Source organism: Treponema putidum, from assembly GCF_000755145.1.
GTDB classification, from domain to species: Bacteria; Spirochaetota; Spirochaetia; order Treponematales; family Treponemataceae; genus Treponema_B; species Treponema_B putidum.
Genome location: NZ_CP009228.1, coordinates 2284759 through 2305047, shown reverse-complemented (window position 1 = coordinate 2305047; position 20289 = coordinate 2284759). Strand labels below are relative to the sequence as shown.

Genomic DNA, 20289 nt, shown 5'->3' with positions numbered 1-20289 from the left:
TCCATCTATCATTTTACATAAATTTTTATTTTATTCAATCGGGGGAATCTTTAGATATCTAATACACAAACTTATCGTCTTCATCTTTTACTATAGTAACTCTTCCCCGTTCCGCTTCATTTTTAACTCGGGCTAAAAAGTGGTCAACGGCATTATTTAAATCCCTCTTAAGAACAGGCCCCATATACTGCTCTTCATCGAGAACTAAGGCTGCCCTGCTTTTAGACATATTCGCCAATATTACCTTTCTGAATTCTTCACTTTGTTTATGTATTAAAAGAGCCAATTCCTTATCGGTCATAGGAGAGATTAGATATTGAATATGCTTTGGATACATATTTATAACATCATCAAGGGTAACAAGTTTGCGTTTTATAGTTTCGGTCAGATTCTCATCTTCAAGATTAAGAGAATCCAAGATGCTTGAGCCGGTCTCATAATCGAGTTTGCGTAAGATATCGGCCAATACGGAAACACCGTCAACAGAGCTTGTGCGGTTTAAATTTACGTCGGCAAGTTTCTTTTTTAAGGCCTCACTTACCTGAGTAAGAACTTCAGCATCTATTTTTTTAAGTTTTGCAAGGCGTAAGACAATGTCTTTTTTTTCGTCTTCATCTTCGATAGAACTTATATAGGCCGCAGCCTGCTTAGGCTCCAACTGGGAAAGAACTATAGCCTTTGTAGCAGGAAGCTCACCTTGTAAAATTCGCGTCAAACGGTCATTATCCATTCCTTCAAGATATTCAAAAGGTTTAGGCATTTTAGGAGGAACAGCAGTTTCAAGAATCTGTTCGGCCTTGGCCTCACCGAAGGCTTCAGTTAAAATGGTTTTAGCCGTATCGACACCGCCTAAAAGATTTTTGTTTTTATTATAGATATCGTTAAATTCGTTTAGAATATCATAGGCTTCTTTTTTATCTATTGATTGAACCGTAACAAGCTCTGCTACAACCTTGTCTATTTGCTCTTTGGTAAGCTGGCGTAAAATATCGGCAGCCTGCTCCGCTCCTATTATAAAAAGGAATTTAGCAACTTTCTTATAGGGACTTTCTTTTCCGGCGCTTTCGGCAACGGGGACTTTTATAAGCCCCTTCTTTAGCATTTGACTTTCAATATCGCTCATAAAAACCTCGAAGATTATTATAGCACGGATTAGCCTAAAAGAACAAGTATAAGATGAAATTATCAATATTTTCATTAAAACTCAATAGTCAATTTTGTTAAGTTAGCCCCTCTAGTATCGCAAATTCAAAATTTTATCTCGCCGTATTTAATTTTTGTTTTTTCTATCATTAAGCAGACTTATGGATCAATTGAAACCCATGCTATCTTATATTTTTTTATATAGTTTTTTTCAGATAGGTTCATTTTTTTATCTGTAATAATATAATGAAAATCTTTTAAATCACAAATTTTGTATAATTTTGATTTTTCAAATTTACTGCTATCCGTCAATAAAAATCTTTGTTGTGATTTTTCGATGTATGTTTTTTTTAACTCAACTTTTGCTATATTTGGAGTCCGAATCTCAAATTTATTACTAATAGATTGAGTTCCTACAAAACAGGCATCTATTTCAAAATCTTTAAGCATGGAAACAGCCATAGACCCACAGGTCAAAATATTTTCATTTTCAATAATACCGCCTAGCATTACAATCTGAAAGAATTGTTTTTCTGCTAAAACACAAGCTATCTTTAAATCATTAGTTATAATAACTAAATCTTTAATTGAACTTTCAACTAAAAATTTAGCAAGTTCATAATTTGTAGTGCCTGCATCAAGAAGGATTGTCATTCCATTTTTAATAAATAACAAAGCCTCTGCCGCAATCTTTTTCTTTACCGGCAAATTTTCCTTTTTTCTTGTCGAATATAATTTATCATGTGACAAAGATTCTTTTGAAAGTGCCCCGCCGTAACTTTTTAAGAGTAATCCCTTTTCTTCAAGAATACTCAAATCTCTTCTAATAGTCATAGGCGTTACTTTAAATTTTTCTGAAAGGTCCTTTACATTTAATTTTCCATATCTGTTTAAATCTTTTAAAATTAATTCTAATCTTTCTTCGACATACATAAATAATTCCTGTTTACCATTTTTATAATTATAGCATATTTTTTCTTGTTATAGAATATAATTATGTACAATAAACAACACTTAAATGCAATAACCTAGTCAAAATATTAAAAATTTGCCTTAAAATATGAAAATATTAAGTATTTAAAAAAGTCTTATGTTTAAAAAGTCGATGCTAATCTAAGAACTCCAAACTCCTTATGCTTCAAAGCTTCAGCTTTCGTTATTTTTCCATTGCACACATGTAAAATTTCTTCAAATAATCTTTCTCCGGCATCATGGATAGATTCTTTACCAAGAATAATATCGGAAACATCAAAATCTATATTATCCTGCATCGCTTCAAATGTATTCTTATTACCGGTAAGCTTAATTACCGGAGCAATAGGATTTCCTGTCGGACTGCCTCGGCCTGTAGTAAAAATAATAACTTGAGCACCTCCAGCTACCATACCTGTAATCGATTCAATATCCTGTCCAGGTGTATCCATTATAAATAAGCCATGAGAGTCAGGAATATCGGCATAATCCAACACGCCTTGAAATTCTTTCGTCCCTGATTTATGAATACAGCCTAAAGATTTTTCCTCTATAGTAGTAAGCCCTCCAACAATATTTCCGGGTGTAGGCTGACTGCCTCGAATATCAACCCCAAGACTCATTGCCTTTTTTTCACAGTTACGTACCAATTCCAAAATTCTCTTCGATATTTCTTCCGTTTTTCCTCTTTTGGCAACAACGTGTTCTGCCCCAATAAATTCAGTCGTTTCAGATAATATACTTGTTCCGCCCAGTTCAACCATTTTATCGGAGCAAATGCCGCAAGTGGGATTAGATGCCAGCCCCGATGTCGTGTCGGAACCGCCGCATTCCATACCTAAAATAATTTCAGAAATATCACAGCATTCCTTTTGCATAGAGGAAATTTCTTGAACAAATTTTCTGGCAATCGATACACCCTTTGCATAAGCATTCAGCGTTCCTTTTTCTCCCTGAATTGTCAACATTTCTACAGGTTTTCCGGATTCCTTAATACTCTCATAAATGTCTAAAGGTTCAAGGCCTTCACAACCTAAGCCTACTACCAATACGGCTCCGACATTTGGATGTAAGCATGTATTTACAATTGTTCTTCTTGTCAAAGTGAAGTCAACACCTAATTGGCAGCATCCATATGTATTATTGATGAATGTGGTTCCTTCAACAGCTCTTGAAATATCTTCAGCAACTTTATTTGAACATACACTTGTTGCCAAAACCAGTACGTGATTTCTGATACCGACCTTACCGTCTTTTCTTCTGTAACCCATGAATTTCATTTTAAGTCTCCTCTTCCTCTTTTACTTTCTAAATTGTGAATATGAACATGTTGACCAATTAAAATATCTTTAGTAGCCCTGCCTATACTTTCTCCATATTTAATTACATCGCTTTTACATGCAATATCTCTTACAGCAGCTTTGTGACCGAAAGGAATATCATCCTTTAAAGTAAATTCCTTTAAAAGTTTCTTACCCGATAAATATCTTACCGTATCTCCTTTTTTCAGATCGGTTATAGCCGTAACAACATCATCGCTATCAGTAATAATAATTGCATTTATAATTTCGTTTTCTTCCATACTGTTTACTCCTTTTTATTATATAAATTTTTTTCCTACACTCAAGGCATAGAATAAATCTTCTTCATTTGCGATTCCTTTCCCTGCAATATCAAATGCAGTTCCGTGGTCAACGGATGTTCTAACAATCGGCAGACCTAAGGTAATATTCACTCCATTACCAAAAGCCAATAGTTTTAATGGAATATGCCCCTGATCATGGTACATTGCAACTACAATATCATAATCACCTTTATATGCTTTTAAAAATACAACATCAGGTGAAATAGGTCCGTCTACATTCCAGCCTTTTTTTTTCGCTTCATTTATTGCAGGAAGAATTTGTTCTATTTCTTCACTCCCGAAAAGGCCGGATTCACCGCTATGAGGATTTAATCCTGCCACAGCAATTCTTGGATTTTTAACTCCCATCTTTTGTAAACCATTTTGAGCCAACTCGATTGTATCAAAAACTCTTTCTTTTGTAGCCCTCTCGCAAGCATTTTTTAATGAGCAATGAGTTGATACATGAATTACGGATAATTTTTCACTCCAGAGCATCATTGCATATTTTTTAGTATTTGTCAATTTTGCAAATATTTCCGTATGTCCCTCATAAGCATAGCCTCCTTTGTTTAAAGCTTCTTTATTTAGCGGAGCAGTTACCACAGCTTTTATTTTACCCTCCAATGCATCGTGAATAGCTTTCTCTACATACAAGTAAGCACATCTTCCGCATATGCCCGACACATTTCCTATGGATATGCTGCTGGTATCTAAATCGACTACATTTATAATATTGATTTTTCCTTTTTGAAATTCATTCGGGTTTGTTATCAAAGAAAAATCAGAGGTAAGATGTAATATATTTTTATAATACTCGAGTATAGATATACTTCCATACAGAATGACCGAATTCTTGTAGTCTGCATACTTATCCAACATTTTCAAAGATATCTCAGGTCCTATCCCGGCCGGATCACCTATGGTAATTCCTAAATAATTCAAATTATCACCTCCTTCATTTTCAAAATACACTTATCAATAGTATCTTCTTCGCCAAAGGAACCTGCTTTTGTCATTATAACAAGCCCCTTGTATAACCCATCCAATAATCGTGAAGCAATAACACCAGGTGTAACTTCATGTAAAATTTCAACACCTTGTGTATTTAAATTATGCATAATAGATATAGCCGTATCACCTCCCGTTAAAAAAAGACCTCCTATTTCTACATCGGCAAGTATTTTTTTTGTAATTTCGCCTAATATGTTTCTAACAATACCTGCCGTCTCTTGTTTAGTAATGCCTTTTTTACTTGCATAATTGACAACTTCGTTAAAAGATGTTTCGGAAAAACAAGAGGTAATAATCAAATCTTGATTTTTCTTTAAAACTGAAACGGCATTTTCAAATACGGAATCATAAATACCTGATTCCATAATCTTAGGAATATCAAGTTCCAATATATACCGCCCCTGTTTTTTTGCATAATTTAACTGTTCAATGCTTTTTTGACTGGTACTGCCGACAATTACCAGCGAAGGCTTTTGCGGATATAAAACATTAAAAATTCCTTCAGCCAAACCTGCCGAGCCTATCCATAATGTTTTTTTAGTATTTGATAATCCGATTTTTGCTATTTGCTCCATATCTTCAACAGTGCTTGCATCAAATGTATAATATAAACAATCAGCATTTATGATCGTATCTTTTGAATACAATTCCGTCAAACTTATATGCCGCACAGGACTCCCTGAAATTTCTTTTAATATATCAGTTATGTTATCGGATACTATGGGATTTATAGGATCTCTTACAAACTCGGTTTCCATAAGCCGTGTATTATGTATTTTCTGAATTCCGTTTTGAGTAGTCCGACCAAGTTTTGGAAGAGCCGGAGCAAACAAAACTACCTCAGGTTTATATACTTCTACTATGGCTAAAACCTCATCTACAATATTACCCCGCAAAGCTGAATCTACTTTCTTATAAATTATATCAAATTCATGTTTAGAAACTAATTCTAACATATTAGATTTGAGCTTTTTATAAGCATCTTGTTTTGGTATAGCTCTAGTTTCAGTATCAAACACCAGATACTTGTCGCCGGCATCAACGGAAGATGAAGAAAAAACAACCTTGGTTGCGAATCCTCTTTTTTTCAACTGCACGCCTGTATCGTTTGCTCCGGTAAAATCATCAGCAATGATTAAATATTTGCTATTCTTGTTTTTCATAATGCCTTTTTTTCACGTTTTGCCAATACGGAAACCAGCAATGGACATAAAATAGCCGTTACGATAATAGCAGCAGCGATTTGTGCAGTAGAAACTTCAACATACGGCAATAAATTAGAATCCGCTAAGGCCAAGACGGCGGGGGTTCCGACAGCGTTTCCGGCAGTAGTTCCTATTGCAGCTGAAACGGCCGTTCTTTTTCCTTTATTGTAAAGTGCAGAAATAAAGTAGCCGCCTAAACCTGTCAGTAATGTACAAACTACACCAAGAACAATTCCCGGAAGTCCTGCCCCTATAATAGACTTAAGATCCAAACCAGCCCCTAAAGGAAATGCAAAAAACGGTATCAAAACAACTGTTCCTTGAGCCAAAAATTTTCTCATATCTTCGTCCAAATTTCCTAATATAAACCCTATAACAATAGGAACCAAAACAGACACAAAAGCAATAAAAGGAATATTGGCTATCCCGGTTATTCCGAAAGCGAGCATAGTAAAGAAGGGGCCGTCATTTAATGATAAAACACTTACAGCACCTACATCGGATGAATCTCCATACTCACCGGCAAGAGCTGCATACAGTCCTCCATTTGAATTTGTAAGAGCAGCAACGATTGCAAGCGGAGTTATACCCAAAATTCCTGCCATACCGAAAATCTTATTAATCAACCAGCCAAGAAGAGCTCCCAAGAAAAATTTGATTGCTGTCAAAGCGATCCCTTTTATAAGAGGCCGGCCAACTTGCTTTACATTGATTTGAGCGCCGTTACATAAAACAAAGAGAGCTATTAAAGCAATAGCACCTTGTTTAAACAGCGCAGTGGTAAAGCCCCCTATTTGAAGTGCACCGGGAACAAAAGTATTCATAATAGCCCCTATAAGCAAAGGAACAACCATTAAACCGCCTGGAATTTTTTTAATTGACGACAAAATTTTCACAATAACCTCCAAAATTTCACAAAAAAAACATTTGTGTTTTTATGTTCTTTTATGTGTTTTTATGTGCTTTAATTTATGCTAACACAGCTTTTCAGATCTGTCAAGTAAAATTTTAAAAAAAAATTTAAAATTTATTTTTCTATGCTCTTTATATAAAATGATTTTCGTTGAATGGGACTTGAACCGAAAATTCTGACGGCTTCTATATGTTTTTTTGTACCATATCCCTTGTGTTTTTCGTACCCGTATTCCGGGTAAAGCCAAGAATAGCGCATCATCATTTTGTCCCTTGCAGTCTTTGCTAAAATAGAAGCAGCCATAACCTCATACACGGAGTCATCAGCCTTTACCAGAGCCTTAATCGAAGAACAATTTTTAATACCGGGAATGGAATTACCGTCAACAATAATATCCGGTTCTATAAATTTATAATTATTTAGTTTACAGAATTCTTGAAGTTTTAAATAAAGGCCTTCATAAGCTCTTTCCATTGCCAAAAAAGTTGCCTGCAAGATATTTATCTCATCTATTTCTTGATTTGATGCCCAGCCTATAGACCAAAGAACATTTGGGTCGGCATATATGGTTTTACGCACGGCTTCTCTTTTTTTTTCTGTCAGTTTTTTTGAATCTTTTAAAATTGAAACATCAAAGTCTTTTGGGAGGATAACGGCGGCTGCCGTAACGGGGCCTGCAAGAGGGCCTCTTCCCGCCTCGTCTATACCGCATAACATTACGGCTCTCTCTCAATTGATTTTGAAAATCCTCTGACAATGGGTTTATATTTAATATCCATTCTTGAATTCTTATTATACCAAACAGCGGTATCCTTATTTGCAGTCTCTTCAGGCAAACGGATAAGATTAAGCTTTCCTAAAGATATTTCGGAATTCCAAGCCTCTAAAAATCTTGCAGTAAAATTCGGACTAAGAGAGGCGTTTAGATTATCAAGCTCAATAGTCGAATTTGAAGCGGAAATCGCTGCAACCGAAAAGCCTTTTCCTGTAAAATCCGTATTTTGAAAAACAGCTGAAGAATTATTTAGGTTAAATATAAGGCAGTGCTTTGTCTGTTCCGAAATTATCTTGGTATCCGATATATCCAAATGAGAATAAAAAGAACTTAGAACAGTCCCGCCTTCAAAGGCTTGAAGGCTTACGTTATTAAGTTTTATACTTGCCTTATCGGCATAAATTATAGGGACATCACGCTGTTCTTCCGTTCTTTCCCTTCTAAAAAGATTACAGTTTTCAATTTCAAAATTTGCACCTATTACAACAAAACCTGAATTTTTTGAAAAATGAATTGAAGTCTTTTGACCTACGGACTCAATTTTAATATTTCTTGTTATAAGAACCGCATCATTTAAAATACAATCACCTCTTACATATATTTTCCATTTTTCGGAACTTATCTTGTTTTTTTGTAAAATAGATGCTTTATTTATATAATCTACAGCCTCATAAATAGAGGAAAACGGTTTTGAAAGATTTCCGTCAGAATTTTTACCTTTATAATTAGTATCTACATATACGGCATTTTTATCTATTACAAATTCCTTTATAATGTTTGCACTCTTATTACCTGCCTCATCCTTACTATAAATATTTACGGAATAAGCTGTTTTTTCACCTACAGAACCGGTTAAAACAATCTCGTCCTCCGAGGATGAGGTAAAAATGGGAGGCTCAATTTCAACTACTGTTTTTGCACCGGATGCGGATTTAATTTTTATTTTTACATCCGAATTTGTCGGAGATAATAAAGGAGTAAAGGAAACTTCAGGTTTTTCGGGAGGCAGCTTGTCTATAGTAAAGGCAGTTTTAAACTCTCCATGAAAGAGACCATCATAGAAAGCTCTTATTTTAACGTCAAAAAAACGTTCTTCTTTTATTCCAACATCGAAGGTATGGGAAGCTTCTTTTTCGAATCGAGAAGAATCTTCATCGGGATAAAGATAAGTATTGCCGTCTCCGACTTCAAAAAAATAAGTATAACGCTCATCATCAAATTTAAGCTCAATATTTCTATTTACAGGTAACTTTGGAACTGAGTATAATATAGGTTTTTTAGGCAAAAATATTTTATTTACATTTTCTTCATTTTCTTTTGCCCAGTATATCATAGTATCTTGAGTTCTATCAATAAAAATAGGACCGTCATAAATGTTTAAAAGCTGAGACACATCGGGGAGTGAGTCTTCGTTTATTTCTTTTATTAAATAATAAACAGGATCATCGGAAGCAAATTCCAAAAAATACCAATTTAAAATATTGTACTCAAGGTCTTGCTCAGGTTCTTCATTTAAGGCTGCCTTTACGGAGGCGTTTACGGCCGCCTTAGATATTTTAGGAGACGGAAGGCCGTCAGGGGATACTTCATATTTTATTACCTTTTCGGTAATAGTTCCCGATTCCGTTACTGCTTTTATTCTAAGCTCTATTTTTCCTTCTTTTTCAATGATTATAGGCCCCGTATACATAAGGCCGAATTCCAAAGGATCAGTTCCGTCAATAGAATATATAATTTGTGTCCTAGGCGGGGATTGAATTATAAGTTGTTGAATCTCATTCCAAGTTCCAGCCTGAGGGCTTAAAACATTTAAAAGTTTTTTTTCTTCTAAGGGCTCAGCAATCAAATGAACCGGTCTCGTCATTTTGCCTGATGCTCTTTGCGCCCAAACACATAGCTCCGTACCGAAAGGAAAAAACGGACTTTCTCCTTTTTTTAATTTAAAATTTGAATATAAATTAGTAACCGGATTAAAAGCTCTACAAAAAACGGAAAGAGATTCTTCCTCATTATCAGGATATTTTATGTCAAGGCTTACACCGTCTTTTTTATAATATTGTTTTATTTCAAGTTCATCCGATTCATAGCAATTTAAATCTAAAACAAAAAAACTAAATGCCGCTATAACAAAGCCTAATTTTAAGATGAAATGAATCTTAACTTTTTTCAATTGATTATTCCTTTAAATACATCTCTTAAAGCAGGATTTTTTGAATAATAATTTTCTTCCAGTTCTTCATTCGAAAGACCGACTAATTCATGGCTCATATAATGAATCCATAAATTATCTTTTTCGGTGTAGATGTCATGTTTTCGGCACCAATAATCGGGATGATGCTCATACTGTTCCTTTTTATTATGAAAGTATTTATAATCATGGACTGCAATTTTTATATTTTTTCTTTTTAATCCCTGTTTAACCAAATCCGTTACAAGATAATTTACCGTTGCTCCGGAATCAAAAATATCGTCTACCAATAAAACAGAAGCATCGGGTTTTAACTTACTTGGAGGAAATGTCCAACCGTCAAGTATAACATCCGTATTATCATGCACACCTGAATATGAGTGAGCAACAACCGTGGAATATAAAATTTTTTTTTCATCTTTATAGGCAATTTTAAAAAATTCGCTTATTACATTAGCTAAATAAGCTCCGCCCCTCATAGAGGCATAGATAATGTCGGGAATATATTTTTCATCATACATTTTTCTTGCAAGGATGAGACCGTTATCTCTTACAGTGTTATAGGTTAAAAACTCTTTCATAAGATTCTCGTTATATTTTAAAATTGTATCATATTACTGCATATTTTTCAATATAGTTTTTAGTTATTTTTTTAAAAGAGAATCTATGTACTCTACAGTCTGATGTGCTGTAGTTTCCCAATTATATTGTTTTACCCAGTTAAGGCCTTTTTCTATCATTTCTTTTCGCTTTACTGCATTTTTATCACAATCGATTAAAGAAGAAATAGCTTTTGCAATTTCTTCCGGTTTTTTTGAGTCAAAAAATAATGCCGAATCTCCTGCAATTTCGGGAAGAGCTCCCGCTTTTGCACAAGCAACCGGAACACCGCAGGCCATGGCCTCAATAATGGGTAGACCGACTCCTTCGATCATAGAAGGAAACACGCAAAGGTCTGCTGAGGAATAAAGCTGGGGAAGACTTTCATGGGGAAAATAACCTGTAAGTAAAATATCCGAAGAAAACCCCGATTGTAATACAGCATTATGAACAGACTCGGAATTATTTCCGTCAGAACCTGCAATTACCAGGCGATGAGAAGAACCTGTTTCTTTTTTAAATAAGGCAAAGGCCTTTATTAACTCTACATGACACTTTTGTTCATGAGTCATGCGGGAGGCATAAATTATATAAGGCCTTTGAATTGCAAAGGGTTGTATTAAGACCCTGTCTTCATAATTTGTAATAGGCTTAAAGAGGGAGCTATCAATACCGTTGTATATTACTTTTATGCATGAATCAGGAACACCGAATTTTGCCAAATCTTTTTTAATATATTCCGTAGGACTTATTATCCCTAAAGCATTTTTTAGGGTTCTTTTTAATCCCATTTTTGCAATAGCTCCTAAGTCTGCAGATAAAAGGCCTTGAATAACCAAAATAGACGGAACCGTAAACGCAGGCGGTAAAAGTTCTACCCCAGAAGGATAAATTACGGCCTCATACCTTTGTTTTTTTATAAAGGAGTTTAAGTTTTTAAAATGCCAAAATTTTTCCGAAAGTCTTGTATCGGAAATATCTATTCCTGTAAAAGAAACATAATCTATATCGGATGTATATGTATACTTATCAAGTTCGGGACCAAAAAGCTCGAATTCGTAATCATTTTTAGGCAAATTTTTTACAATGGACAGTATATAAGAGCCTATACCTGAGCGGCCGTGATCACATCCGAACGCATCAACTCCAATTTTCAAAATAAATTCCTCCGAACATGAACAATTATATCATAAATGATAATTTTATTCTACAAGTACATAAATTTTTAAGTTTTATTGTCCCGCCGCTTTTTTTAGCAATAATGTATCGCCGGCCTTATTATGCTCACTTATAGTTTTTGTAAAAATATGCTTTCCGGTATCAGGGTCTATCAGTCTAAAATAAAAATAATCCGTACTTTCAGGATTACACGCCGCGTTTAAAGCAGTAAGGCCGGGATTGGAAATAGGCCCCGGCGGAAGACCCGCATGTATGTAGGTATTATAAGGACTTTCAATTTCCAAATCTTCATAAAAAAGACGTTTAGGATGTTTTTTGTTTTTAATTTCGGTAATTATGTATTCAACGGTTGCACATGATTGAAGTCCCATGTTTATTTTAAGTCTATTGGTAAAAACACTTGAAATTATGGGAGCTTCTTCAGGAAGCTGATATTCTCTTTCAATGATGCTGGCTAAAATTACTTTTTTATAAATTTCTGAAAAATCTTTAGGAAAATTCGGAATAGATGAAGTTTTTTCAAAAAAAGTTTTTATAATCATTTTTATCATCATCTCAGGAGTGTCTTCCTCTCCGAAAAAATAGGTATCGGGATATAAAAAACCTTCGGCCGTTTTTGCGTTAATTCCGTTTTTTTCTAAAAATTCCGGATCAGTAGTTATTGCAATAAAGTCTTCAGCTTTTATAAGACCGGTATTTTCGAAAAGCTGAGCTGTTTTTTTTAGAGTTAAGCCCTCAGGAATGGTAAGTTTTTTAAGGGCTTGAGAACCTTCGGTAAGTTTATGCAAAATATCCCGTGTCGTCATTTCGGGCTTTATTTGATATGTGCCGGCTTTTATATTAAGTTTTTTAAGCCTAAGATAAGCATAAGCATAAAGCTCCGAACGTATAAGATTTTTAGCTTTTAAATCGCTTATAACCGTTTTTGCGGCAGCACCGCGGTTTACCTTAAATGTAACAACGGATTCTAAAAATTCTAAAGGGGGATTATTCAGTCCTAAAACCAAAAATACAGTACCGGCAAAAATTAGACAGGCGGAAATACATAAAATTATAATGATAATCTTTGATTTATTTTTCATAAAATTCCTTTTTTATTATAAATCGGTTTATAATAAAACGGTTTTATTATAAACCGGTTCTTTCAAAGAAAGCCTCTGCTTCTCCTATAGTCATTTTCCTGTAAACATAAGATTCGGCAAATTCCGAAAGCCTCTCCAATACCTTAGGGATAGAATCGGCATTTTTTCTAAAATAAAGAGCCAAGTATTTTAATTCATCATCTGAAAAAATATATGACGGTAATTCGGTTTCAATCATATTAAAAACGATGCTCCTTCTTGAGCTATAAAAATTTCGATATCGGGCGCACTGGAACAATCTCTGTACCAGTCAGCGGTCTGCTTTAGAGAAAAGACTTTTTTATCCTTATATGTAGGTTCATGATGAAAAAGAGCTATACTTTTTATATTCCAGCCGGCCGCAAAATCGATTGCAACGGAAAAAGTAGAGTGTCCCCAACCTTCTTTTAGAATTGAATCGGTAAGGGTGTACTGAGCATCTATTATCAACATCTCTGCATCGGTATAAAATTCGGCATTTTGTTCATTACGTTCAAAATCCCGCGGACGAAGTTCAGTATCTGTAGAATAAATTATTTTTTTCCCGTTTTCGATTATAGAATAGGCGGTACAACCTCCCGGATGACGTACTCTGTGCCAGCCTATCTTAGTATCTCCAATTTCAACATATTTTTGATCAGGCTCAATATATTTAAACTCAAAGGAAGCACCGAAGCCGTCCTCCCCAAGCATCGAAATAGGAAAATACGGGTATTTCATTTGATCTTCTAAAAATTCTTTTGCTTTTTTTCGGGTACTGTATACTATAATTTTATTTTGAGGATCGAAGGCCGGATTAAAAAAAGGAAGACCTTGAATATGATCCCAATGAAAGTGAGAAAAAAATAAATGATAGGTTCTGTTTTTTCCGTAGTCAGGCCTCTTCATTAAATCAATTCCCAACTCCCTTATTCCCGTTCCTGCATCAAAAATCAAATGTTCACCGTCTTTGGTTTCAACCTCGACACAGGATGTATTGGAACCTATTGTACCGAAGAGCCATTTTGGAAGAGAGGCTAAAAAACGCTCCCTTGAATCCTGACTTTCGATGTCTTTTAGAGTTATCCTTTGAACTACAGCTGCAATTTTACTTTGAACTTGAGACGGTGTAAGAGGAGCCGGAAGAGACCCCCTAACACCCCAAAATTTTACAAGCATAAATACTCCAAAAATTCTTCCTTAAAATTTTACTCTACTCTTCGTTTAATACAAGGTTCAGCTTTTCTCCTTGTAAGAATCTTTTCAATTTTTTCGGCAGAATAAAATTCACCCTTTCCCATACCGGGACAGTATCGGGCATTTATATCCCACATATCCTTTGAACTTAAAATCGAATTCCAAAACGGAAAATCCGAACATTGTCTAGGTCTGGCAGTATAAGCCTTACATCCCTGATCCCAAAGTATACAGTCATAATTGGATTTTTCTTTTAAGGATAGGTACTCAAAACCGTCATCCTTGGGAACCCAGCGGCAATATACTTTTATAAATTCATCTTTCGGCATATAATTCCACTCTAATAATCTCGAAAGGTCATTTTCGGACAAAAACACAAATCCCGGATCAAATCGGCAACAGGCCGAACATCTTGTACATGAAAATTTTAAACCGTCTTTCCAGAATTTATTATCCATATCCAATAGTATAAAACAAAAAAGGGATTGTTTCAAGCTCTTTTTTATCAAAAGATTTAAAACAATCCCTAAAATGGGGAGTCAAGGATTCGGACCTTGGAAGGCATAGCCAACAGATTTACAGTCTGCCCCCTTTGACCGCTCGGGAAACTCCCCATAAAAAGCCAACTTAGGGATTCGAACCCTAGACCCCGAGATTACAAATCACGTGCTCTGGACCAGCTGAGCTAAGTTGGCATAGACAACGAAGAAGACTTTACTCTATATACCGAATTTTGTCAATAGGTTTTAACTGGTTTTAATGGATTTTAAAGGAAATTTTTAAGATAATTTTGAGTACGGTTATCAAAAACTAAGGTTTTTAAAGCTTTTCTGATTTAATTTTTTATAAATTTGATTTCCCCATCGGAACCGGCATATAAAAGGTATTCCGTATCCGGCCTAAAATTACGTAAACTTACGGTTTTTATATTTACATATGAAAAAACTTTTAAAAGATAGGGCGAAAACATAGTATACTTATATAGCGTTTTTATAAGAGACTTCTCTTCATCCGAAAAAAAAGAATAATCGTAAATTGCAGGATACCCCTTTCGGTTATAGTAATCGAAAAGTTTTACGCCGGTACCGTACTTTGATTCATTAGAAAAAAGCCGATACGGAAATACTACTGAACCTGATTTAAAAGTAAAAACTACACATTCAAGATTAAGCTCCCATCCGTGCCAAGCTCTTTCATAGCTGTTTATAAGATATCCTCTCGGAGTAAAAAAAGAAATAACGGCACTGACTGTCTCGGTATTTTGTCCGAATGTTTTTATTACCGTTCCCGTATTATGAATATCTAAATTTGATTTGGAAAGCTTTTGCTTGATATAGCCTAGTTTATAATTATAAAAACTTACCGACCCAAAAATTATAAAAAACAGGGATGAGACGGATAAAAAAATAATTAAAAATCTTTTTTTTCTCTTTAACAAGGCTATTCCTTCCCAATAAGTTTTAAAAAAGCCTCTTCGGTTATGATAGCGGTTCCTAATTCTTGGGCTTTTTTGTTTTTAGATGAACCGGAATCAGGCGTATTGGTTACAAGATAACTTAAGCCCTTTATAACAGAGGATTTTACCGTTCCGCCCTTTTCCTTCACCAAGGCTTCAGCCTGAGACCTTTTCATCGTGTTAAGTTCTCCTGTAAAGCAAAAACTCATACCCTTTAAAACGGCACCTTCTTCTGAGGTAAGCGGAAGTTTAATTTTTATAAACCCCTTATCTATCAATCCTGTCATTTCATCTTTTAAGACTGAAAGATTGGTTACCAAAGTATGGGAGAGGACTTGACCGAACTGGTAGACATTTGCAAAGTCGGCTTCCGAGGCTGCAAGGATTTTATCCAAATCATCAAAACCCGCTTCTTCAAGCTTTTCGACCATTGTTTCACCGATTCCCTCAATATCGAAGCCGGCAATAAATTCAGTTAAACTTATTTCTTTTTTGGAATGGAGAGCCTTATAGACCTTTTCTGCAGAGAGCTTTCCCATACGGTCTAAGCCTGCTAATTCTTCGACAGTGAGGGTATATAAATCGGTGATTGAATTAACCCGTCCCATCTCAAAAAGCCTTTTTATGAGGGTAATACCGAAATCCCTTATGTCAAGAACGCTTATCCATTTTTCGATTCGGTGATGAATAAGTTTAGGACAGCTCATATTAGGACAATAAAGCCTTGATCCCTCATTAGTAAGAGGGGTTCCGCAGACGGAACAGACTGCAGGATATTCTATTTCTTTAACATCCTGAGGATTTTCTACAAGGGCTTCTATCTTAGGAATTATCTCTCCCCTCTTGGTTACCACTACCCTGCTTCCTATTTTCAAGTTTAAAGCCTTGATTATGTTCGGGTTTGCAAGGCTCGCTCTTTTTACCGTAGTACCGGCAATGCGTACAGGCTCGATAAGGGCTATGGGCGTATAGGTAGCCCCCGATTCGCTCCATTCGATTTCTTTTAGAACGGTAATAGCTTCTTCCAAGCTGAATTTAAAGGCTATTTGTTTTTCGGGGCGGGCTCTTTTCATGTCATCAGGATCGATTGTATCGTTTTTGATTACGAGGCCGTCTATGTCATAGTCCAATGAAGGGCGGATATCCATAACATGAGCCCTATATTCTATTACCTCATCAATGCTTTTACAGTATTTTACTTCAACACAATTAAAACCCGCTTCTTTAAGCCAGATGAGTTTTTCGGACTCGGTTTTAAAGGGAGCTTCTCCTGTAAAGGGACTTCCTATACTTCCTTGAACGGCATCATAGGCAAAGAGGTTTAGGTGCTCGCACAATTCTCCGTTCTTTTTTTTCATAAGCCCGTTTGCGGCATTTCGGCAATTGGCCTTATCCTTAAAGTACTTTTGATGAACGGAACGGAGCATTATAACCTCGCACCTTATTCCGCCCGAAAATGCTTTCGCTCCATCGGCGGCATGTCCCATATTTACAGTAATGTCTTTTATCAGCCCTTTCATTTTGAGCACATTCTCGGTTATATCATCCCCGATTTTTCCGTCGCCTCTGGTAACGGCACGCACGAACTGCCCTTCTTCGTATTGAAGTTCAAGGCTTGCTCCGTCCATTTTATATTGCACGATATATTCTTTAAAGGGCATCTTTAAGGCCCAAGCTTCAAAGGAAGGCGGATCGGCAGCCTTTTCCTGACTTCCCATAGGAATAATGTGCTCAGATTTTGCAAAGCCCTCGGTCGATTCCAGCGGAACCGTAAAAAAAGTTTATTTTGAGGGTCTAAGGATTTTAATTCATCCCAAAGAGCATCGAATTCCGCATCCGAAATTTCAGGCTGGGCATTATAATAAAGGTCTTGATGTTTTTTATGGTCTTTTCAAGGTCTAAAATTTTTTTTCTTTTTCTGGTAACATAACTGTTTTCAGCATAGCATAAATTTAAGAATTATAAAAGATGTAGATACCGATATTTTAAACTCCCCAAGAATGTAAAAATTTTTGATATGTAAAAATAAAGTATAATTTAATATAGATTGCCAATTTTCCATTTTTGTGATATATTGTGAAAAGATGATGGAATTAAAAAATAGGCTTGAACATATAGAAAAAACTCTCGATTGTTTTTTGCCTGAAAAAATAACTTCTTCGTGGATTTCTCAAAGTTTCGGCGAATTAGCTTACGGCTTGCCGGACGGCTTTTTTTTGAATATCATCAATCCTGTAAGGGATTTGGTAAAACGCGGAGGAAAAAGGTGGAGGCCCCTTCTATGCGTTCTTTCATGCGAACTTGCAGAAGGCGATCCCGAAAGAGCCTACCCCCTTACCCCCCTCATCGAATTTTGTCATACGGCAAGCCTCGTCCATGACGATATAGAGGATAAATCCGATACCCGCAGAGGGGCTCCCGCGGCTCACATAAAATACGGGCTTGATACGGCTTTAAATTCCGCCTCATGGCTTTATTTTGAAGCCCTTAATCCCCTGATAAATTATGAAGTTTCAGAATCCGTAAGGGCCGAAATATACTCGCTTTACTCGCAAAATTTAAGAAGGCTCCATTTAGGGCAGTCTATGGACATAGGCTGGCATTCAAATCCCGATATAATTCCGTCAGTCGACGAATACATAACTATGATAAGCCTAAAAACGGGCTCTCTTGCAAAGTTGGCAGGAGAATTAGGCTTTATAGCTGCCGGTAAACCTATAAATGAGGTTATAGAATACGGAAAACTTATGACCGATATGGGTATAGGTTTTCAGATCTTAGATGATGTAAAAAATATTACCGAAGGCAACACCGGTAAAAGGCGGGGCGATGACATAGTTGAAGGCAAAAAAAGCCTTCCTCTAATTTTTTATACGGAAGAAAATCCTAAAGGTGCCGAAAAAATAAAGCTTTTATTTAAACAGGCTGCAAAGGAAGGCATAGAATCTCCAGCAGTCGAAGCCTCGATTTCGGCTATTTGTTCTTCAAAGGCTGTAAAAAGGGCAGAAGATTACGGCAAAAAGATTGTAGAAGCTTCATTGATAAAGCTTCAAAATAATTACAAACAAAACGAAGCAAAAGAACTTATCTTCGATTTGTTTAACACGATATTGAGGTAGAAAATGCAAGAATCGGCTCAATTTTTTAACGATACGGGAGTGAGCATGTCTATGCAGGGCTTTCACAATGAAGCTATAGCCTGCTTAAAAAAAGGGCTTGCCCTTGAACCCGATAACAGCCTGATGTGGCTCAACCTAGGTTTGAGCTACTATGCCGCTAAAAGACAAAACGACAGTAAGTTTGCCCTTTTTCAATCCTTAAAATACAATCCCTATGAGGCTGACGCTTGGGATTCATTAGGGCTTGTTTTATTTGAAACGGGAGACATCGATCAGGCAGAAAGAGCTTTTGAAAGTGCTATAAAATTGGAGCCCGAAAACGGAAGGGTTTGGAATAATTACGGAACGGTTTTGTTTAATAAGGAAAACTATAGGGCTGCACGGAGAGCCTTTGAATCGGCCGTTACACTTGACCCTGAAATGGGGGATGCGGTTTTTAACTTGCGTGATACATATCTTGAATTGGGAATGAACGATTTGGCCGAAAGATGCAATAAAATTTTAAAAGAGATGGATTATCAAGAATAAATAATGAATATTTTATATATTGCCGAGATTACAGGCAAGGCCGGTGTATGGCTTGTAAAAACACAACTTTCAAATTTAAAAGAAAAATACAAGGCCGATTTTGTTATTGCTAATGCAAATTCGGCTACAGGCTCGGGAGGGCTTGGAAAACAGCATGCCGTCTACTTAAAAAAATTAGGCATCGACTGTATCACTTCAGGAGATTTAATCTTTCAAAAAAAAGACCTTGTGGATGACCTTCCTAAAACACCCCATGTTTTACGTCCTTTTAATTTGCCGTCGGAATCTCCCGGTAATGGGTGGAAGATTTTCAATTTAAAGCCGAACAAGAAAATAGCCGTCATTTCAGCCATAGGCAGAATAGGGCATCATAAAATAATGGCTGAAAATCCATTTACTGAAACCGAAAAACTTGTTTCCCGATTAAAAGAAGAATCGGACATAATCTTTTTAGACTTTTCCTCTTTTGCAACTGCCGAAAAACAGGCACTTGGCTTTTTACTTTCAGGTAAGATTTCAGCCATAATCGGCTCAGGAACAAGGGTGCAAACAGCCGATGAGTGTATTTTAGAAAATAAAACCGCTTATATAACGGATGCAGGCAGAACAGGAAGCCTTAATTCGGTCGGCGGATACGCAATTGAAGATAAGATAAGAGAGTACCGCACCTGCCTTCCCGATTTCGGAAAAGACGCTTGGGCACGCCCCGTTCTTCAAGGCGTTTTTGTCAAAACCGATGATAAGGGAAAAGCGATAGAAATAAAAAGAATTTTTGAGGAGTCGGAACTTTGCAAAGACACGGAATAGTTACGTCAGTTTGGACTGATAAAAACAATGTAGAAAAGATAAACATAGATTTGGATAATTCAAAAACCGAAAACGCCTGTTCCATAAAACAAAAAGATTGCTACACAGTAAAAAGCTGTGCAACCTGCGGAGGCTGCGGTTTTGCCGGCAAAAATAAGGAAAAGGGGCTTTTTGCTGTCAGCGGAAATAAGATTACGGCCTTAAACAATAGCGGGAAAAATTTAAAAAAAGGAGACTTAGTTATTGTAGAAATTAAGGAATCCCAAACAAGAATTCAAACCATTTCTTCGGTTATTCTTCCAATACTTTTAGCCTTTGTTTTCAGTTTGAGTTCCTACTTTATTTTTTATACCGAAAAAGCCGTTGTAGGAGGCCTTTTTTTAGGGCTTTTAACGGGAAGTGCCCTAGCCTTTTTATTAAAAAATAAAATGGGAGATAAGGCACTGCCTCAAGTGATAAGCGGTTAATT

The 20289-nt window shown here is 36.0% G+C and carries 20 protein-coding genes, 2 tRNA genes and 1 pseudogene; 4 read left to right on the top strand and 19 right to left on the bottom strand.

Annotated features, from left to right (window positions below):
* Positions 1 to 58: 58 nt before the first annotated feature.
* From JO40_RS10620 to ligA, 19 genes and pseudogenes are all read right to left on the bottom strand, one after another.
* Positions 59 to 1123: a flagellar motor switch protein FliG gene (locus JO40_RS10620; protein WP_044979805.1), complete on the bottom strand. Its 1065-nt coding sequence runs from the start codon at positions 1121 to 1123 to the stop codon at positions 59 to 61.
* Between the two features lie 179 nt (positions 1124 to 1302).
* The gene (locus JO40_RS10615; protein WP_044979316.1) at positions 1303 to 2076 is read right to left on the bottom strand and encodes a DeoR/GlpR family DNA-binding transcription regulator; all 774 of its coding nucleotides are present in this window, start codon (positions 2074 to 2076) and stop codon (positions 1303 to 1305) included.
* A gap of 161 nt (positions 2077 to 2237) precedes the next feature.
* Positions 2238 to 3395, bottom strand: a complete 1158-nt coding sequence (locus JO40_RS10610; RefSeq protein ID WP_044979315.1) for a UxaA family hydrolase — start codon at positions 3393 to 3395, stop codon at positions 2238 to 2240.
* Positions 3392 to 3697, bottom strand: a complete 306-nt coding sequence (locus JO40_RS10605) for a UxaA family hydrolase (protein WP_044979314.1) — start codon at positions 3695 to 3697, stop codon at positions 3392 to 3394. Before JO40_RS10605 ends, JO40_RS10610 begins: the two co-directional genes overlap by 4 nt.
* Before the next feature lie 18 nt (positions 3698 to 3715).
* Positions 3716 to 4684, bottom strand: coding sequence for a 4-hydroxythreonine-4-phosphate dehydrogenase PdxA (gene pdxA / locus JO40_RS10600; RefSeq protein WP_044979804.1), 969 nt, complete (start codon positions 4682 to 4684; stop codon positions 3716 to 3718).
* On the bottom strand, positions 4681 to 5916 hold the full coding sequence (locus JO40_RS10595; protein ID WP_044979313.1) for a four-carbon acid sugar kinase family protein: 1236 nt from the start codon (positions 5914 to 5916) through the stop codon (positions 4681 to 4683). Before JO40_RS10595 ends, pdxA begins: the two co-directional genes overlap by 4 nt.
* Positions 5913 to 6854, bottom strand: a complete 942-nt coding sequence (locus JO40_RS10590) for a 2-keto-3-deoxygluconate permease (RefSeq protein ID WP_044979312.1) — start codon at positions 6852 to 6854, stop codon at positions 5913 to 5915. The genes JO40_RS10595 and JO40_RS10590 overlap by 4 nt, the downstream gene beginning before the upstream one ends.
* A gap of 131 nt (positions 6855 to 6985) precedes the next feature.
* Positions 6986 to 7588 (bottom strand): ribonuclease HII, encoded by a 603-nt coding sequence (locus tag JO40_RS10585; protein ID WP_044979310.1) that lies wholly within the window; start codon positions 7586 to 7588, stop codon positions 6986 to 6988.
* On the bottom strand, positions 7588 to 9816 hold the full coding sequence (locus JO40_RS10580) for a chitobiase/beta-hexosaminidase C-terminal domain-containing protein (protein WP_044979309.1): 2229 nt from the start codon (positions 9814 to 9816) through the stop codon (positions 7588 to 7590). The genes JO40_RS10585 and JO40_RS10580 overlap by 1 nt, the downstream gene beginning before the upstream one ends.
* A complete protein-coding gene (locus JO40_RS10575) occupies positions 9813 to 10415 on the bottom strand; it encodes a phosphoribosyltransferase (protein ID WP_044979308.1) in 603 nt (200 codons plus the stop codon). The genes JO40_RS10580 and JO40_RS10575 overlap by 4 nt, the downstream gene beginning before the upstream one ends.
* 63 nt (positions 10416 to 10478) lie before the next feature.
* Positions 10479 to 11591 (bottom strand): glycosyltransferase family 4 protein, encoded by a 1113-nt coding sequence (locus JO40_RS10570; RefSeq protein WP_044979307.1) that lies wholly within the window; start codon positions 11589 to 11591, stop codon positions 10479 to 10481.
* Between the two features lie 75 nt (positions 11592 to 11666).
* Positions 11667 to 12695, bottom strand: coding sequence for an endolytic transglycosylase MltG (gene mltG, locus JO40_RS10565; RefSeq protein ID WP_044979306.1), 1029 nt, complete (start codon positions 12693 to 12695; stop codon positions 11667 to 11669).
* A 46-nt stretch (positions 12696 to 12741) separates the two neighbouring features.
* The gene (locus JO40_RS10560; protein ID WP_044979305.1) at positions 12742 to 12933 is read right to left on the bottom strand and encodes a hypothetical protein; all 192 of its coding nucleotides are present in this window, start codon (positions 12931 to 12933) and stop codon (positions 12742 to 12744) included.
* Complete coding sequence (locus JO40_RS10555; RefSeq protein WP_044979304.1) at positions 12930 to 13892, bottom strand: MBL fold metallo-hydrolase; 963 nt, start codon at positions 13890 to 13892, stop codon at positions 12930 to 12932. The genes JO40_RS10560 and JO40_RS10555 overlap by 4 nt, the downstream gene beginning before the upstream one ends.
* A 29-nt stretch (positions 13893 to 13921) precedes the next feature.
* Entirely contained in the window at positions 13922 to 14368 is a 447-nt protein-coding gene (locus JO40_RS10550) for a YkgJ family cysteine cluster protein (RefSeq protein ID WP_044979803.1), read from the bottom strand.
* Between the two features lie 74 nt (positions 14369 to 14442).
* A tRNA-Tyr gene (locus tag JO40_RS10545) sits at positions 14443 to 14524 on the bottom strand.
* A 6-nt stretch (positions 14525 to 14530) separates the two neighbouring features.
* A tRNA-Thr gene (locus JO40_RS10540) sits at positions 14531 to 14605 on the bottom strand.
* Between the two features lie 140 nt (positions 14606 to 14745).
* Positions 14746 to 15348 carry a hypothetical protein gene (locus JO40_RS10535; RefSeq protein ID WP_044979303.1) on the bottom strand — a complete coding sequence of 201 codons (603 nt, stop codon included), beginning with the start codon at positions 15346 to 15348 and terminating at the stop codon, positions 14746 to 14748.
* Positions 15349 to 15350: 2 nt separating this feature from the next.
* Positions 15351 to 17271 (bottom strand): annotated as a pseudogene (gene ligA / locus JO40_RS10530) (NAD-dependent DNA ligase LigA).
* 179 nt (positions 17272 to 17450) lie between these two features.
* On the opposite strand from ligA, the gene JO40_RS10525 reads away from it, so the two are divergent.
* From JO40_RS10525 to JO40_RS10510, 4 genes are read left to right on the top strand one after another with little or no spacing between them, the layout of a single operon-like run.
* Positions 17451 to 18485 (top strand): polyprenyl synthetase family protein, encoded by a 1035-nt coding sequence (locus JO40_RS10525; RefSeq protein WP_044979302.1) that lies wholly within the window; start codon positions 17451 to 17453, stop codon positions 18483 to 18485.
* A 3-nt stretch (positions 18486 to 18488) separates the two neighbouring features.
* Positions 18489 to 19013 carry a tetratricopeptide repeat protein gene (locus tag JO40_RS10520; RefSeq protein ID WP_002671188.1) on the top strand — a complete coding sequence of 175 codons (525 nt, stop codon included), beginning with the start codon at positions 18489 to 18491 and terminating at the stop codon, positions 19011 to 19013.
* A gap of 3 nt (positions 19014 to 19016) precedes the next feature.
* A complete protein-coding gene (locus tag JO40_RS10515) occupies positions 19017 to 19820 on the top strand; it encodes a TIGR00282 family metallophosphoesterase (RefSeq protein WP_044979301.1) in 804 nt (267 codons plus the stop codon).
* The gene (locus JO40_RS10510; protein ID WP_044979299.1) at positions 19802 to 20287 is read left to right on the top strand and encodes a SoxR reducing system RseC family protein; all 486 of its coding nucleotides are present in this window, start codon (positions 19802 to 19804) and stop codon (positions 20285 to 20287) included. Before JO40_RS10515 ends, JO40_RS10510 begins: the two co-directional genes overlap by 19 nt.
* Positions 20288 to 20289: the final 2 nt, after the last annotated feature.

Excerpts from the sequence above, each read along its gene's own strand:
- JO40_RS10620 (WP_044979805.1), bottom strand. The coding sequence starts at position 1,123 with ATGAGCGATATTGAAAGTCAAATGCTAAAGAAGGGGCTTATAAAAGTC.
- JO40_RS10615 (WP_044979316.1), bottom strand. The coding sequence starts at position 2,076 with ATGTATGTCGAAGAAAGATTAGAATTAATTTTAAAAGATTTAAACAGA.
- JO40_RS10610 (WP_044979315.1), bottom strand. The coding sequence starts at position 3,395 with ATGAAATTCATGGGTTACAGAAGAAAAGACGGTAAGGTCGGTATCAGA.
- JO40_RS10605 (WP_044979314.1), bottom strand. The coding sequence starts at position 3,697 with ATGGAAGAAAACGAAATTATAAATGCAATTATTATTACTGATAGCGAT.
- JO40_RS10595 (WP_044979313.1), bottom strand. The coding sequence starts at position 5,916 with ATGAAAAACAAGAATAGCAAATATTTAATCATTGCTGATGATTTTACC.
- JO40_RS10585 (WP_044979310.1), bottom strand. The coding sequence starts at position 7,588 with ATGTTATGCGGTATAGACGAGGCGGGAAGAGGCCCTCTTGCAGGCCCC.
- JO40_RS10575 (WP_044979308.1), bottom strand. The coding sequence starts at position 10,415 with ATGAAAGAGTTTTTAACCTATAACACTGTAAGAGATAACGGTCTCATC.
- mltG (WP_044979306.1), bottom strand. The coding sequence starts at position 12,695 with ATGAAAAATAAATCAAAGATTATCATTATAATTTTATGTATTTCCGCC.
- JO40_RS10560 (WP_044979305.1), bottom strand. The coding sequence starts at position 12,933 with ATGATTGAAACCGAATTACCGTCATATATTTTTTCAGATGATGAATTA.
- JO40_RS10555 (WP_044979304.1), bottom strand. The coding sequence starts at position 13,892 with ATGCTTGTAAAATTTTGGGGTGTTAGGGGGTCTCTTCCGGCTCCTCTT.
- JO40_RS10550 (WP_044979803.1), bottom strand. The coding sequence starts at position 14,368 with ATGGATAATAAATTCTGGAAAGACGGTTTAAAATTTTCATGTACAAGA.
- JO40_RS10525 (WP_044979302.1), top strand. The coding sequence starts at position 17,451 with ATGATGGAATTAAAAAATAGGCTTGAACATATAGAAAAAACTCTCGAT.
- JO40_RS10520 (WP_002671188.1), top strand. The coding sequence starts at position 18,489 with ATGCAAGAATCGGCTCAATTTTTTAACGATACGGGAGTGAGCATGTCT.
- JO40_RS10515 (WP_044979301.1), top strand. The coding sequence starts at position 19,017 with ATGAATATTTTATATATTGCCGAGATTACAGGCAAGGCCGGTGTATGG.